Source organism: Variovorax sp. CCNWLW235 (assembly GCF_037204085.1).
Taxonomy (GTDB): Bacteria; Pseudomonadota; Gammaproteobacteria; order Burkholderiales; family Burkholderiaceae_C; genus Variovorax.
Genome location: NZ_JBBCBW010000001.1, coordinates 285541 through 299470, shown reverse-complemented (window position 1 = coordinate 299470; position 13930 = coordinate 285541). Strand labels below are relative to the sequence as shown.

At 66.1% G+C, this 13930-nt stretch carries 17 protein-coding genes; 10 read left to right on the top strand and 7 right to left on the bottom strand.

Going from position 1 to position 13930, the window contains the following annotated elements:
* Positions 1–12 precede the first annotated feature (12 nt).
* The 8 genes from aspS (at position 13) to V9L21_RS01485 (ending at position 6765) form a co-directional block, all read left to right on the top strand.
* Complete coding sequence (gene aspS / locus V9L21_RS01520; protein ID WP_337308533.1) at positions 13–1818, top strand: aspartate--tRNA ligase; 1806 nt, start codon at positions 13–15, stop codon at positions 1816–1818.
* A 7-nt stretch (positions 1819–1825) separates the two neighbouring features.
* Entirely contained in the window at positions 1826–2299 is a 474-nt protein-coding gene (nudB, locus tag V9L21_RS01515; RefSeq protein ID WP_337308531.1) for a dihydroneopterin triphosphate diphosphatase, read from the top strand.
* Positions 2296–3048, top strand: coding sequence for an endonuclease/exonuclease/phosphatase family protein (locus V9L21_RS01510; protein WP_337308529.1), 753 nt, complete (start codon positions 2296–2298; stop codon positions 3046–3048). Before nudB ends, V9L21_RS01510 begins: the two co-directional genes overlap by 4 nt.
* A 64-nt stretch (positions 3049–3112) precedes the next feature.
* The gene (folE, locus tag V9L21_RS01505) at positions 3113–3844 is read left to right on the top strand and encodes a GTP cyclohydrolase I (protein WP_337308527.1); all 732 of its coding nucleotides are present in this window, start codon (positions 3113–3115) and stop codon (positions 3842–3844) included.
* Between the two features lie 2 nt (positions 3845–3846).
* Entirely contained in the window at positions 3847–4269 is a 423-nt protein-coding gene (locus V9L21_RS01500) for a BLUF domain-containing protein (RefSeq protein WP_126748385.1), read from the top strand.
* A gap of 108 nt (positions 4270–4377) precedes the next feature.
* Positions 4378–5259 (top strand): DMT family transporter, encoded by an 882-nt coding sequence (locus V9L21_RS01495; protein ID WP_337308524.1) that lies wholly within the window; start codon positions 4378–4380, stop codon positions 5257–5259.
* A gap of 1 nt (position 5260) precedes the next feature.
* On the top strand, positions 5261–6094 hold the full coding sequence (locus V9L21_RS01490; protein WP_337308522.1) for a DUF429 domain-containing protein: 834 nt from the start codon (positions 5261–5263) through the stop codon (positions 6092–6094).
* Between the two features lie 149 nt (positions 6095–6243).
* Positions 6244–6765, top strand: a complete 522-nt coding sequence (locus V9L21_RS01485) for a BON domain-containing protein (protein ID WP_337308520.1) — start codon at positions 6244–6246, stop codon at positions 6763–6765.
* A gap of 83 nt (positions 6766–6848) precedes the next feature.
* Here the strand turns inward: V9L21_RS01485 and V9L21_RS01480 are convergent, their stop codons facing one another.
* From V9L21_RS01480 to V9L21_RS01455, 6 genes are all read right to left on the bottom strand, one after another.
* On the bottom strand, positions 6849–7406 hold the full coding sequence (locus tag V9L21_RS01480) for a ferritin-like domain-containing protein (RefSeq protein WP_337308518.1): 558 nt from the start codon (positions 7404–7406) through the stop codon (positions 6849–6851).
* The gene (locus V9L21_RS01475) at positions 7403–7897 is read right to left on the bottom strand and encodes a hypothetical protein (protein WP_337308516.1); all 495 of its coding nucleotides are present in this window, start codon (positions 7895–7897) and stop codon (positions 7403–7405) included. Before V9L21_RS01475 ends, V9L21_RS01480 begins: the two co-directional genes overlap by 4 nt.
* Positions 7884–8267, bottom strand: a complete 384-nt coding sequence (locus V9L21_RS01470; RefSeq protein WP_337308515.1) for a hypothetical protein — start codon at positions 8265–8267, stop codon at positions 7884–7886. Before V9L21_RS01470 ends, V9L21_RS01475 begins: the two co-directional genes overlap by 14 nt.
* A gap of 35 nt (positions 8268–8302) precedes the next feature.
* The gene (locus tag V9L21_RS01465) at positions 8303–8677 is read right to left on the bottom strand and encodes a hypothetical protein (protein WP_126748392.1); all 375 of its coding nucleotides are present in this window, start codon (positions 8675–8677) and stop codon (positions 8303–8305) included.
* A 53-nt stretch (positions 8678–8730) separates the two neighbouring features.
* Complete coding sequence (locus tag V9L21_RS01460) at positions 8731–8895, bottom strand: DUF1328 domain-containing protein (protein WP_157615369.1); 165 nt, start codon at positions 8893–8895, stop codon at positions 8731–8733.
* A 204-nt stretch (positions 8896–9099) separates the two neighbouring features.
* Positions 9100–10419 carry a sensor histidine kinase gene (locus V9L21_RS01455; RefSeq protein WP_337308513.1) on the bottom strand — a complete coding sequence of 440 codons (1320 nt, stop codon included), beginning with the start codon at positions 10417–10419 and terminating at the stop codon, positions 9100–9102.
* A gap of 131 nt (positions 10420–10550) precedes the next feature.
* Between V9L21_RS01455 and V9L21_RS01450 the strand changes: the two genes are divergently transcribed.
* Positions 10551–11183 (top strand): response regulator, encoded by a 633-nt coding sequence (locus V9L21_RS01450; RefSeq protein ID WP_015866882.1) that lies wholly within the window; start codon positions 10551–10553, stop codon positions 11181–11183.
* Between the two features lie 67 nt (positions 11184–11250).
* Here V9L21_RS01450 and V9L21_RS01445 read toward each other — a convergent pair whose 3' ends face one another.
* Positions 11251–11655 (bottom strand): response regulator, encoded by a 405-nt coding sequence (locus V9L21_RS01445; protein ID WP_281151393.1) that lies wholly within the window; start codon positions 11653–11655, stop codon positions 11251–11253.
* A gap of 233 nt (positions 11656–11888) precedes the next feature.
* On the opposite strand from V9L21_RS01445, the gene V9L21_RS01440 reads away from it, so the two are divergent.
* Entirely contained in the window at positions 11889–13901 is a 2013-nt protein-coding gene (locus V9L21_RS01440; protein WP_337308509.1) for an AsmA family protein, read from the top strand.
* Positions 13902–13930: the final 29 nt, after the last annotated feature.

Genomic DNA, 13930 nt, shown 5'->3' with positions numbered 1-13930 from the left:
GGAAATCAAGATATGGCCATGCGTACTCACTATTGCGGTCTTGTGACCGAAGCCCTGATGGGCCAAACCGTCACCCTGTGCGGCTGGGTCAACCGCCGCCGCGACCATGGCGGCGTGATCTTCATCGACGTGCGCGACCGCGAAGGCTACGTGCAGGTGGTGTGCGACCCCGATCGCGCCTCCACCTTTGCCGTGGCCGAGAACCTGCGCAACGAGTTCTGCGTTCAGATCACCGGCCTGGTGCGCGCGCGCCCCGAAGGCACCACCAACGACCAGCTCAAGAGTGGCAAGATCGAAGTGCTGTGCCATGAGCTCAAGGTGCTGAACCCCTCGGTCACGCCCCCGTTCCTGCTGGACGACGACAACCTGTCGGAAACCACGCGCCTCACGCACCGCGTGCTCGACCTGCGCCGCCCGGCCATGCAGCGCAACATGATGCTGCGCTACAAGGTGACGATGGAAACGCGCAAGTTCCTCGACGCCAACGGCTTCATCGACATCGAGACGCCGATGCTCGGCAAGTCCACGCCCGAAGGCGCGCGCGACTACCTGGTGCCCAGCCGCGTGCACGACGGCAGCTTCTTTGCGCTGCCGCAGTCGCCCCAGCTCTTCAAGCAGCTGCTGATGGTGGCCGGCTACGACCGCTACTACCAGATCGTGAAGTGCTTCCGCGACGAAGACCTGCGCGCCGACCGCCAGCCTGAATTCACGCAGATCGACATCGAGACCTCGTTCCTCGCCGAAGAAGAAATCCGCGAGATGTTCGAGGGCATGATCCGCAACGTGTTCCGCAATGCCGCGGGCATCGACCTGCCGGTGTTCCCGACCATGACGTACGCGGACGCCATGTTCAAGTACGGCTCCGACAAGCCCGACCTGCGCGTGAAGCTCGAGTTCACCGAGCTCACCGAGCTCATGAAGCGTGTGGAATTCAAGGTGTTCTCCAACGCCGCCACCATGCAGGGCGGCCGCGTGGTCGCGCTGCGCGTGCCCGGCGGCGGTGCCGAAGGCGGCCTGTCGCGCGGCGAAATCGACGCGTACCAGGAATTCGTCAAGATCTACGGCGCCAAGGGCCTGGCCTACATCAAGGTCAACGACGCAGCCGCCGGCCGCGAAGGCCTGCAGAGCCCGATCGTCAAGAACCTCGACGACGCCTCGCTGGCCGAGATCATTGCCCGCACGGGCGCGCGCAACGGCGACATCCTGTTCTTCGGTGCCGACAAGGAAAAGGTCGTCAACGACGCCATCGGCGCGCTGCGCGTGAAGATCGGCCACAGCGCCTTCGGCAAGAAGGCCGGCCTGTTCGACGACCGCTGGGCACCTCTGTGGGTGGTCGACTTCCCGATGTTCGAGTTCGACGAGGAAGGCCAGCGCTGGAGCGCCGTGCACCACCCGTTCACCGCACCGAAGGACGGCCATGAAGACCTCATGGACACCGCGCCCGAGAAGTGCATTGCCAAGGCCTACGACATGGTGCTCAACGGCATCGAGATGGGCGGCGGCTCGGTGCGTATCCACCGCGAGGAAGTGCAGAGCAAGGTGTTCCGCGCGCTCAAGATCAGCGCCGAAGACGCCCAGCTCAAGTTCGGCTTCCTGCTCGACGCACTGCAATACGGCGCCCCGCCGCATGGCGGCATCGCGATCGGCCTCGACCGCCTCGTCATGCTCATGACCGGCGCCGAGTCGATCCGCGACGTGATCGCATTCCCCAAGACCCAGCGCGCGCAAGACCTGCTCACGCAGGCGCCGAGCCCGGTCGACGAGAAGCAGTTGCGCGAGCTGCACATCAAGCTGCGCAACACGCCCCAAACCGCCTGATGCGCCCATGACGACGAGCGTCCGGCCCTGGAAAATTCCGGAGTCGGTGCTGGTTGTCATTCATACCCCGGCGCTCGACGTTCTGCTGATCCGTCGCGCCGATGCCAACGACTTCTGGCAGTCGGTCACCGGCAGCAAGGACCTCGCCGACGAGCCGCTCATGCTCACCGCAGCGCGCGAGGTGGCCGAGGAAACCGGCATCCAGTGCGGAGAGGGCACACCCCTGGCGCAGCGGCTGGTCGACTGGCAGCTGAGCAACGTCTACGAAATCTACCCGGGCTGGCGGGCCCGCTATGAACCGGGCGTGACGCACAACACCGAGCACCTGTTCGGCCTGTGCGTGCCCGACCGCCTGGTGCCCACCCTGGCGCCGCGCGAGCACACCGACTGGAAGTGGCTGCCCTACCGCGAGGCGGCCGACGCGTGCTTTTCTCCGTCGAACGCCGAAGCCATTCTGTTGCTGCCAGAATTTGCCCGATGAACCTGCCGGCACACACCCTCCGGGTCGCAACCTACAACATCCACAAGGGTGTGCAGGGCATCGGCCCGGCGCGGCGCCTGGAGATCCACAACCTGGGGCATGCCATCGAGCAGCTCGACGCGGACATCGTCTGCCTGCAGGAGGTGCGCAAGATGAACCGGCAGGCCGCGCTCCGCTTTGAGCGCTGGCCCGAGCTTCCGCAGGCCGACTTCCTGGCGCCCGAGGGCTACACCGCCGTTTATGAAACCAACGCCATCACCCGCCACGGCGAGCACGGCAACGCCTTGCTGACCCGCTGGCCGGTGATCCGCACCGGCCACCAGGACATTTCCGACCATCGCTTTGAGCAGCGCGGGCTGCTGCACGTCGTCATCGAGGTGGAGGGCCGGCCCGTGCATGCCATCGTCGTGCACCTGGGGCTCATCAAGGGCAGCCGCGTGCGGCAGGTCGCGCGGCTGCGCGAGTTCATCGAACGCGAAGTGCCGGCCGGCGAGGCGGTGGTGGTCGCGGGCGACTTCAACGACTGGGGCGCGCGCATGCGCTACGCCATGAACGCCATGGGCCTGCGCGACACCAGCGACCTGCGTGGTGCGCGAACGCTCACCTATCCCTCGCGCCTGCCGGTGGCGCAGCTCGATTTCGTCTATGGGCGTCAGCTGGAGCCGGTGGCCTGCTCGGTGCCGCGCGGGCCGATCTGGGCGCGCATGTCCGACCATCTGCCGCTGGTCGCCGACTTTGTGCTGGCATGAGTCCCGCTTTCGCTGGCTTCTCCCTGCGGAGTCTGCAAAATGCGTTCGCTGATACCATGCGCGGATGCTGAGGAAAACCGACGTGGAACCGCGCCCTGACGGAAACAACGACGACGAGGGCACCCCCGTCTCGGTGAAGATCCGTGAACGCCTGACTGCCGCGCGCAGGCGCTTCAACGCCAACGACAACATCGCGGAGTTCATCGAACCCGGCGAGCTCGAGTCGCTGCTCGACGAAGTCGAAGTGAAGATGAAGGGCGTGCTCGAAAGCCTGGTGATCGACCTCGAGAACGACCACAACACCGGCAACACCGCCCGCCGCGTGGCCAAGATGTACCTCAACGAAGTGTTCAGGGGCCGCTATGTGGCGCCGCCTTCGCTCACCGAGTTTCCCAACGCCGAGCACCTGAACGAGCTGATGATCGTCGGCCCGATCACCGTGCGCAGCGCGTGCTCGCACCACTTCTGCCCGATCATCGGCAAGCTGTGGATCGGCATCATGCCCAACGAGCACACCAACGTGATCGGGTTGTCGAAGTACGCGCGCCTTGCCGAATGGGTAATGGGCCGGCCCCAGATCCAGGAAGAGGCCGTGGTGCAGCTGGCCGACCTGATCCAGGAAAAAACCCAGCCCGACGGCCTGGCGCTCGTCATGGAAGCCGAGCACTTCTGCATGGCCTGGCGCGGCGTGAAGGAAATGGACAGCAAGATGATCAACTCCGTGATGCGCGGCGTGTTCCTGAAAGACCCGAGCCTGCGCCGCGAATTTCTTTCCCTGCTGCCGAGGAGGAGCTGAGCATGCTCGTGCGACTTCTCTACGCCAGCCGCGCCGTCGACACCAGCCCCGAGGCCATCGACGCCATCCTCGCGCAATCGCGCACGCACAACCCTTCCTGCGGCATCACGGGCATTCTTTGCTACGGCGCGGGCACCTTCCTGCAGGCCATCGAAGGTGGACGCATGGCCGTGAGCGAACTCTACGGCCACATCCAGCGCGATGCCCGCCACAAGGATGTGGTGCTGCTGCACTACGAAGAAATTTCCGAGCGCCGCTTCGGCGGCTGGACCATGGGGCAGGTCAACCTCTCCAAGCTCAACGCCTCGACGCTGCTCAAGTACTCGGAAAAGCCCGAGCTGAATCCGTACGCAGTGTCGGGCAAGGTCTCGTTGGCGCTGCTCGAGGAACTGATGGCCACCGCGGCCATCGTCGGCCGCCACTGAGGCGTGGCCCCCACGCTCGGCACTTCGTGTCCTCGCTGCCCCCCGAGGGGGCCGCTCGCGCCTTGGGGCGGCCCGGCGGCGCTCGGTCGCGTATAGCGCGTCTACTGGGTGCCGCTCTCCGCCTTCGCATTGATCCTGCTCGCCGGGATCATTCACGCCAGCTGGAATATCGCCGCCAAGAAGGCGAACGGCGACGCGCGCTTCGCCTTGCAAAGCGGCGTCTTCATGGCCGTTGTGTGGGCCCCCGTGGGCCTTACGCTGGGCTGGAGCGTGGTGCCGACCTGGGGTGTCACCGAGTGGGGCTTCGTCGCGCTGAGCGGCGTGCTGCATGTCATCTACTACGTCATTCTGCTGCGCGGCTACCGCAAGTCCGATCTCACCGTGGTCTATCCGCTGGCGCGCGGTTCGGGCCCGCTGCTGTCGTCCCTGGTTGCGATCTTGTTTCTCGGCGAGCGCATCAGCCTGGTTGGCGTTGCGGGCATTGCGGGCGTGGTGCTGGGCGTGTTCCTTGTGGCCGGCGGACCGGGCCTGTGGCGAAAGAAGCATGACCCGGCCCAGCGTGCGCGCGTTCACAAGGGCGTTCGCTACGGCATGCTGACGGGGGCCTTCATCGCGGCCTATACGGTGGCCGACAGCTATGCGGTGAAATTCCTGGCCATGTCCCCGATCCTGCTCGACTACTTCGGCAACCTGGTGCGCGTGGGGCTGCTGCTGCCCGCCGGGCTGCACGACCGCGCCGAAACCGCGCGGATGTGGCGCGCGCAGTGGAAATATGCGCTCCTGGTGGCGGTGATCAGCCCCGTTTCGTATGTGCTGGTGCTCTATGCGGTGCAGCAGGCACCCATTTCCCATGTCGCACCGGCGCGCGAAGTCTCGATGCTTTTCGCTGCGCTGATCGGCGGCCATCTGCTGCGCGAGGGCGACCGCCTGCTGCGGCTGCTGGGCGCCGCCTTCATTGCCGCCGGGGTGGTGGCGCTCGCGCTGGGGTGAGATGAACGCGCCGCTGCTGTTCGGATGCGATTTTTCCTGCGCGCCCACGTCGCGCAAACCGATCGTCATTGCGAGCGGCCGCATGGGCGACGCGGGAGAGTTGGCGCTGACGGGCCTCCAGCGCTTCACCACCCTCGACGCCTGGGCCGAGTGGCTGGGTAGCGAGCCGGCGTGGATCGGCGGCTTCGATTTTCCGTTCGGCCTGCCGCGCGAACTGGTCGAGCATCTGCGGTGGCCCCGGGAATGGAACGCGCTCATGGCCCACTATGCGAGCCTGAGCCGCGCGGAGATCCGCGCCACCTTTGCCGCCTTCTGTGCCGCGCGCCCGGTCGGCGGCAAGTTTGCGCACCGCGCTACCGATGCGCCTGCCGGTTCGAGCACGTCGATGAAATGGGTCAACCCGCCGGTGGCGTTCATGCTTCATGCGGGCGTGCCGCCGCTCCTGGCCGTCGGCGCGAGCCTTCCGGGGCTGCACATCGGCAGCAACAAAAACCGCATCGCGCTCGAGGCCTATCCCGGGCTGCTGGCCCGCGAGCTGATCGGCCGCCGCAGCTACAAGAGCGACGAGGCGGCCAAGCAGACGCCCGAGCGGCTGGCGGCGCGCACGAGCCTGCTCGCCGCGCTCGGGGCAGGCACCACGCGGCTGGGCCTGCGGGTGGCGCTCAGCAAGGCGCAACGCACCGAATTGCTGGGCGATGCGCGCGGCGATCACATCGATGCGGTGCTGTGCCTTGTCCAGGCTGCGTGGAGCGCACAGCGCGCCTCCACGCCCGGGCCGGGTTTCGGGCTGCCGGAGAGCGTCGATCCGATCGAGGGATGGATCGTCACGGCCTGAGCCTCCTTGTCCTACAGGGTTTCGCGCCGGCCGCGACTCCCGCGTCTTTGGCCCGAAAGCTAGATTGAAAAGGCGCTCCGGCCTTGTCCGGACCCCCTGCGCGCAACCTGCGCGCGTCACCCGCTCTTCGGAGCGAAACGGAGGATTCAATGAAAAAAACTGGTCACACCATCGCCATGCCGTTTTCGCGCGCATGGCTCACCGTGCTGTTGCTGGCGGGCGCGGCATTGACGCTTGCCGCTTGCGACGCCTCGGACAACCGCACCGCGGGCGAGAAGCTCGACAGCGCCATCGCAAAGACCGAGAAGGCGGCCGAGACTGCCGCCGCCAAGACGGGGGAAGCCGTCAAGGACGCCAAGGCCAAGATCGATGCCTCCGGCACCACCGCCGAAGTGAAGGACGGCATGGCCAACATGACGGACGCCGCAAAGCGAGCCGGCACAGCCGCGAGCGCGACGGTGGACGATGCCGCGATCACCGCATCGGTGGCCGCAGGCCTGGCCAAGGACCCCGACCTGAGCGCGATCAAGATCGACGTGGACACCAAGGCCGGCGCCGTCAGCCTGAAGGGCCCGGCACCCACGGCCGCTGCGAAGGCGCGCGCGGAGGAAATCGCCAAGGGCGTGCAGGGCGTGACCTCGGTGGACAACCAGCTGGAAGTGAAGAGCTGAGCGCGCTGCGTTGTCCCAAACAAAAAGCCCGGATCGTCCGGGCTTTTTTGTTGCACAGCCCCTGGGCGAGGGGCCCTTGGAGATCAGTGGCCGAGCCAGTCCTTGAGCTCGTCCGCGTGCTCTTCCTCGTCGGAAAGAATGTCTTCCAGCATGCGCCGTGTGGTCGGGTCCTTGTCGCCGATGAGCGCGATCATCTGCCGGTACGTTTCCACGGCAATGCGCTCGGCCACGAGGTTGGCGCGCACCATGGCCTGCAGGTCGGTCGATTCGTCGTAGCCGGCGTGGCTGCGTTCGAGCAGGTGCGTGGGGGCAAAGTCGGGCTCGCCGCCCAGTTGCACGATACGTTCGGCAATGCGGTCGGCGTGGGCCGACTCTTCGTTGGCGTGCACCAGGAATTCTTCCGCAATGGCGGGCGACGACACGCCGTTGGCGGTGAAATAGTGGCGCTTGTAGCGCAGCACGCACACCAGTTCGGTGGCCAGCGCGTCGTTCAGCAGCTTAACGACATCGTCGCGCCACGGGCCGTAGCTCGGCGTGACCGCGCCTTCGTCGAGGCTGTTGGCCGCCGCCTCGATGGCTTTTTCGTCGAGCACCAAGTGCTCGTGCCTTGCCGGGTTGGTACCCGGGGAATTCGCATTCATGGAGGGTCCTTTCGTGGGCTGGTGTTTTTCTGATGCATCAACGTGTTGACGACGTCTGCCACATCGGATGTCTTGAGCACCGCTGCCAGCACCGCCGTGAACGAGAGCAGGCGCCATGGCTTGACCAGCACGATGGCGGCGCCCGTGGCGGCGGCAATGGCCATGAGCTTGGCCGGCTCCTTGCGCGCATAGTGCTCGAGCAACGGGCGCGCGAGCTGGCCCACCGCATGGGCCGGATGCCGGCGCCACCAGCGCTCGGTCATGCTGCGCGCCATCGACGTCCAACGATGCCGGCTGCTGCGCGGCGGCGACTCTTGCTGCGCGCCTTCTGCGGCGTACATCTCCGGATGGTCTTCGGGTGCCGCGTACCGCCTGCCGCGGCGGTTCTCGCGCGGCTCGTCGTCTTCGCCGTTCAGATGCCGCACGAGCGCGCGGCGCGAAAGCGCAAGGCGTTCCTGCGGCGTGAGCGAACTTCGGTCAGTGCCGTTCATGGCGGGCTCCTGCTTCGTGCAACGCCTGCAGGTCGGCGTCGACCTGGGCGCGAAGATCGTCGAACGCGTAGCCCGAAAACGGCCGGCTTGCCACCCAGGCGCAAATGCCGGCAATTACCAGCGCAACGCCCGGCACCGCCACGAGCACCCAATGGAAGCTGCCATGCAGCACGCCCATCAATACCGCAACCCCGATGAGCCCGAGCGCGAGCATGGCGCTCGCGGCAGCGACCACGCCGGCAATGATGCGGGCGACGAGCCCGCGCCCCGCCTCGGAGGCCTCCTGCCTCACGAGAGCCGCGTAGTTGGCTGCGTGTTCGGCGATGAGTTCCGGATGCCCGAGCACCGTAGAAAAAATCGGATGAAGCATGGTGCGCGGAATCGGTGGAACGGGGCGTCAGCAGATCAGTATTCGTCCCGGCGGCTGCGGCTGGCCAGCACGATGAGTGCGGTAATTGCGGCGCCGGCTGCGGCGGCAATCAGCACCGAGCGAACGGGCTGGTCGGAGATGTAGCGGCCCGTGACGTCAGCGGCCTGCTCCAGGCGGCGCTGTGCGCGTGCGCTGGTGGTCGAGGCGGCGTCGAGGCCGCGCTGCACGGCTTGCTGCACGCGCGCTGCCAGCTGTTCGACCGCCGGTTCTGCGTCGCGGCGCAGTTCGCGGACCTTCTCGCCGGCCGCATTCACGGCGTTCTGTGCGTAGGCGCGGGTGGACTCGACAGCCTCGTTGGCGGTCTGGCGTGCGTCGTCGGCGAGTTGCGAGGGAGTCTTGGTCGTGTTCATAGAATTTCCTTTCCGGGGAGATGAATTGCGGGAGCCTGTTGATCGTAACTACGCTACTTGCGCCTGAGCAAGCCGGCCAGGAAACTGGCAATGGCAAGTACGGCGAAGATCACGAAAAGGATCTTTGCGATTCCTACCGCGCTGGCGGCAATGCCGCCGAAGCCGAACACTGCGGCAATCAGCGCAATGACCAGAAACACCACCGTGTAATGCAACATGTGGACTCCTTCGAGACTTCGCTCGTTGTTGTGGGACTGCGCGTTCAAGAGATGAAATGAACGGCACAGGAGCAACCTTAAGTGGCGCCCTTGCAAGGCCCTGTCAGCGGCTGGGCGCGTGGAACGTAGGAGACGACCGAGTTCCCCCTTCACCTGCCGCGCATGGGTGCCGCCGTTCGCACCGGCCGCGCAGCCGGCTGTGCGTCAGAGCGGCTTGACGACCGGCAGCATCGCGCTCAGGCGCGTGCCCCGGCCCGGCGTCGAAGAGATCGTGAGCTTGCCGCGTGCGGCCTCCACCCGGTGCCGCATGCCCGCGAGGCCGTGCGTCGAAGGGTGGATGCGCCGGGGGTCGAAGCCCTTGCCGTTGTCGGCAACTTCCACGATCACGTGGTTCTCGTAGTTCTTCAGCACGATCGTCGCCTCGCTGGCTTCGGCGTACTTGCCGATGTTGGTGAGGCTCTCCTGCACCATGCGGTAGATGGTGAGCTGGCGCGACTCGTCCATGGTCACGGGCTCCAGCGCCATCTGCACCTGGATGCCCGAGCGTTCAGCGAACTCACGCCCGAGGATCTCGAGCGACGCCACCAGCCCGAGGTTCGACAGCGACGACGGCCGCAGGTCCTCGATGATGCGGCGCTTGAGCGCGATGCCGCTGTTCAGCAGCTCGGTCAGGTGCTGCAGCCGCTGCGTGGCGTCCGGCGCCTCCAGCAGCCTCGACTTGAGGCGGGCGACGTCGAGCTTGGCCGCGGTCAGCAGCGAGCCGAGTTCGTCGTGAAGCTCCCGTGCGAGATAGCCGCGCTCGGTTTCCCGCACGTCCTGCAGGTGGGTGGCCAGCTCGGCCAGCGAGGCTGTGCGTTCGCGCACCTCGTCTTCGAGTGCGTTGCGCTCGCGCTGCAGCGTTTCCTGCTGGCGCTCGCCAATGGAGCGCAGTGCATGCGTCTGCCGCAGGTACAGGAAGAACGCGATAAGGGCGGCAAGGGCCACGATGGCGGTGCCGATACGCGACAGCCGCAGCGAATTCATCACCTGCACCTGGCTTTCCTGCAGGGTCTTGTTGCTCGCGGCCACAAGGTGGTGGGCACTGTTGCGGATGGCGTCCATTTCCTCGCGCCCCACGTCCGTGGTGATGACGAACTTCCAGGCATCCTCCTTGCCGTCCTGCCGCAGGCGCACGCTCATGTCCATTTCGGCTATCTTGCGCAGCACGTGCTTGGAGAGCTCCGCCAATTGGGTACGCTCGGCCGGCCGTTGGGCGTAAAGTTGGCGCAGTGTGGCAAGGTATCCGTCGACCTGCTTGACGGCCGTGTCGTAGGGTTGGCGGTAGCTGGTTTCACCGGTCAGGAGGTAGCCTCGCTGCCCGGTTTCGGCATCGAGCATGCTTTGCAGGATCAGGTTGACCGTGGCGCGCACTTTTTGCGCCTCGTCGATGTTCGCCAGGGCCTGGGTCGACTGGCGGTAGCCGGCCTCGTTGATACCGACGAGGGCCAGCGCAGCCAGTGCCGCGAGCAGTAGGCTCACGGCCATTTTTGGAGGAGCTAGCCAGTGCATGAAACTTTCAAAGGTGCTTTCAGCACAAGTTCGTGAATAATTGATAACAACCAGGGGATCGGCATGTTGCGGCTTCCTCGGCCACGACACAACGAAGAAAGTAACAGATGATCAAAATTGGAATTGTGGACGACCACGCTATCGTGCGTTCGGGCCTGCGGCAGTTCTTCTCTGAACACGTCGACTTGCGCGTGGCCGGCGAGGCCGCCAGCGGGCGCGAGGCCATCGAGCTGGTGCGCACCACCGAACTCGACGTGCTGGTGATGGATCTTTCCATGCCCGGGCAGAGCGGCATCGACGCGCTTGCAATGATCCGCGCCAAGGCGCCGGACGTGGGCATTCTCATTCTCAGCGGCTACCCCGAAGAGCACTACGCGATGAACCTCATCCGTCAGGGCGCGAGCGGGTATCTCAACAAGGAGTGCGACCCGATGGAGATCGTCAACGCGATCCGCACCATCTCGCTGGGCCGCCGCTACATCACGCCGGCCGTGGCGGAACTGCTCGCCCGCCAGCTCGACCGCAAGGACGACGCCGCGCCGCACGAGCAGCTCTCGGAGCGCGAATTCCAGGTGTTCCTGAAGCTTGCCAAGGGCGAGACCGCGGGCGACATCGCCAAGACGCTGTCGCTGTCGGTCAAGACCGTGAGCACCTACCGCACGCGCCTCATGGAGAAGATGAACCTGTCTTCCAACAGCGACCTCACGTACTACGCGCTGAAGAACAAGCTGATCGATTGAGCAGACAAACAGCCGGCGGCTGAAGAAGGAGGCGGGGAGGTCCGACGGGGCTTCTTCTGCCTCTTTTTCATTCCGTGCCGGTGGCGGGGCGGTGAGCCACCGCCTCCAGGATGCAGAAGTCGACCAGCGCGTCGATCTCGTTCGATTTGTCGAACACCGCATCCACTCCGAATTCGGCGCAGCGCCGCCGGATGTCGGGCGTGGCGTAGTTGCTGAGCACCACCACCTTCTGGTTCGGCCGGCGCGAGGTGCAGGCCTGGAGCACGCCCAGGCCGCTTCCCTGCTTGAGAAAAAGATCGACCACCGCCAGGTCCCACTCGTCGCTGTGGTCCTGCAGCCATTGGCGCGCGTGCGCTTCGGTCTCGGCAAAGCCGACAACCGTCGTGCAGGTGAGTTCTTCCAGGGTACCGATGAGGTTTTCACGGATCGTGAGGTTGTCTTCGACGATGTATGTCTGCAATCTGGTATCCATGCCGAACCGCGCTTCCTCTGTTGGCAGGTGTCTCGCGAATGCCCCTGCTGGCGATTGCCTGCGCATCGAAGATTGAGGCGTCGCCGACACGCATCATGCAGGGTTCGGAGGATGGGTGTTGTAGGCGGGTTCTGACGAGCCGGCGTCGCGAAGCCCTTCCGTAGGCAATGCCGCACGGTTTTTGCGGTCCATTGCCGACCCGGCGCAAGAGCGGGCGGGTATATCCAGACTCCATGGCAACGAACGTCCTTCGCAACCGGCCGCTCTGGCTCAAGCTGCTCGCGGCTTTGGTGCTGCTGTTCGCCGCGCTGGCGGTGGTGATCGCGTTCTTTCCGTGGGACACCTTGCGCGAGCCCATCAACCGCTACGTCAGCGAAAAGACGGGACGCAAGTTCGAGATCACGCGCCGGCTCGATGTGGGCGTGGGGCTGCGCGGCGCCACGGTGAAGTTCGACGGCATCGAGTTTGCCAATCCACCGTGGGCGCGCGATCCCTATCTGGTGAAGGCCGAGCGCGCCGAGTTCGACATACGGCTGTGGCCGCTGCTCACGCAGAAGATCGTGATTCCGCGCCTGGCACTGTTCTCGCCGACGCTGGGGCTCCAGATGGAACCGGACGGGCGCCGCACATGGGCGCTCGGCAAGGACACCTCCGATCCCGGAACCGTGCCTGTTATTGGCCTGATGCAGGTCGACAACGGCACGATCGATTTCCTGGCCACGCACCTGGGTGTCGATCTGCACGCCGACGTGAGCTACGACACGGGCCGCGGCACGCTGCCGCTCAGCTACCGCATCAAGGGCCGCTACAAGGGCCAGCCGCTCACGGCCGAGGGTCGCACCGGCAACGTGCTGCAGCTCAAGTCGGCCGGCCAGCAGCCGTTTCCGATGGAGATCGATGCCGCGGCGGGGCAGACCCGCTTCAAGGCCGAAGGCACTGTGACCGACTTTGCCGACCTCGACGGCATCGACGCGAAGTTCGAACTCAAGGGCCAGACGCTTGGTGCCCTGTTTCCGCTGCTTGGCATCGCGCTGCCGGAGACCTCGCCCTATGCACTGAGCGGCGACCTGCGCAAGCGCGCCAAGCTGTGGGAAGTGGCGGGGCTCAAGGGCAGGCTCGGCCTTTCAGACATTGCCGGCGACATGCGCTTCGACCAGGCCGGAAAGCTGCCGCGCCTCGCGGGCGAGTTGCGGTCGAGACTGATGGACATGGACGACCTGGGCCCCCTCATCGGCTTGCCGCCCACCGAGCGCTCCGCCAAGGCGGTCGAAGGCGTGGCGCCGCCACCCACCATCAAGCAGGCCAAGCGGGCGGCGGGCAACAAGGTGCTGCCCACTGCCACGCTCGACTTCGACCGCCTGCGCGCGATGAACGCCGACGTGAAGTACACGGCCGATCGCATCCGTAACGTGCGCGACGTGCCGCTCGACCGCGGCAGCGTGCAGGTCAAGCTCACCGACGGCGTGCTCGCCCTCGACCCGCTCGACCTGGGCGTGGCCGGCGGCAAGCTGGCCGGTGCCATCCGAATCGACGCCACCCAGAACCCGGCGGACATTCGCGCCTCGCTCGACCTGCGCAACATGCAGCTCAACCGCGTGGTGCCGAAGATCGAGACCATGCGCAGCAGCTTCAGCCGGCTCGACGGCCGGGTCAACCTTGCGGGGCGGGGCAACTCGGTGGCCAGCTGGCTCGGCGGCGCCTCGGGCGACGTGGCCGCCCTGACCGGGCGAGGGCGGTTCAGCAACCTGCTGCTGGAGTTCATGGGGCTGGACGGCGCCGAGATCATCAAGTTTTTGCTGCGCGGCGACCAGAACGTCGAACTGCGCTGCGCCGCGATGGCGTTCGACGTCAACAAGGGCCTCATGACCAGCCGCAGCGTGGTGCTCGACACCGCCGACACCGTCTTCTATGCCACCGGCCAAGCCAACCTTGCCACCGAGAAGCTCGACTTCGTGGTGCGGCCCGAGCCCAAGGACGCGAGCTTCCTCTCGCTGCGCACGCCGCTGGTCATCGGAGGCACCTTCGGCTCGCCGTCCGGCGGGGTTCAGGTGGTTCCGCTGGCGGAGCGCGGCCTGGCAGCGCTGGTGCTGGGCGCGCTCAACCCTCTGCTGGCGCTGGCGGCGACCATCGAGACCGGGCCGGGCGAAGACGCGGATTGCAAGGGAGTGCTGTCGCAGGCCAATAAGCCCAGCACCGGCGCGGCGGCCGCCGGAGCGGCTAGGGCCAAGGGCGCCAAGCAGCGCTGAAGCCGGGAAAAAACGAGGAGAGCGCCGAA

Coding starts and splice junctions, on each gene's coding strand:
- aspS (WP_337308533.1), top strand. CDS start 13: ATGGCCATGCGTACTCACTATTGCGGTCTTGTGACCGAAGCCCTGATG.
- nudB (WP_337308531.1), top strand. CDS start 1,826: ATGACGACGAGCGTCCGGCCCTGGAAAATTCCGGAGTCGGTGCTGGTT.
- V9L21_RS01510 (WP_337308529.1), top strand. CDS start 2,296: ATGAACCTGCCGGCACACACCCTCCGGGTCGCAACCTACAACATCCAC.
- folE (WP_337308527.1), top strand. CDS start 3,113: ATGCTGAGGAAAACCGACGTGGAACCGCGCCCTGACGGAAACAACGAC.
- V9L21_RS01500 (WP_126748385.1), top strand. CDS start 3,847: ATGCTCGTGCGACTTCTCTACGCCAGCCGCGCCGTCGACACCAGCCCC.
- V9L21_RS01490 (WP_337308522.1), top strand. CDS start 5,261: ATGAACGCGCCGCTGCTGTTCGGATGCGATTTTTCCTGCGCGCCCACG.
- V9L21_RS01485 (WP_337308520.1), top strand. CDS start 6,244: ATGAAAAAAACTGGTCACACCATCGCCATGCCGTTTTCGCGCGCATGG.
- V9L21_RS01480 (WP_337308518.1), bottom strand. CDS start 7,406: ATGAATGCGAATTCCCCGGGTACCAACCCGGCAAGGCACGAGCACTTG.
- V9L21_RS01475 (WP_337308516.1), bottom strand. CDS start 7,897: ATGAACGGCACTGACCGAAGTTCGCTCACGCCGCAGGAACGCCTTGCG.
- V9L21_RS01470 (WP_337308515.1), bottom strand. CDS start 8,267: ATGCTTCATCCGATTTTTTCTACGGTGCTCGGGCATCCGGAACTCATC.
- V9L21_RS01465 (WP_126748392.1), bottom strand. CDS start 8,677: ATGAACACGACCAAGACTCCCTCGCAACTCGCCGACGACGCACGCCAG.
- V9L21_RS01460 (WP_157615369.1), bottom strand. CDS start 8,895: ATGTTGCATTACACGGTGGTGTTTCTGGTCATTGCGCTGATTGCCGCA.
- V9L21_RS01455 (WP_337308513.1), bottom strand. CDS start 10,419: ATGGCCGTGAGCCTACTGCTCGCGGCACTGGCTGCGCTGGCCCTCGTC.
- V9L21_RS01450 (WP_015866882.1), top strand. CDS start 10,551: ATGATCAAAATTGGAATTGTGGACGACCACGCTATCGTGCGTTCGGGC.
- V9L21_RS01445 (WP_281151393.1), bottom strand. CDS start 11,655: ATGGATACCAGATTGCAGACATACATCGTCGAAGACAACCTCACGATC.
- V9L21_RS01440 (WP_337308509.1), top strand. CDS start 11,889: ATGGCAACGAACGTCCTTCGCAACCGGCCGCTCTGGCTCAAGCTGCTC.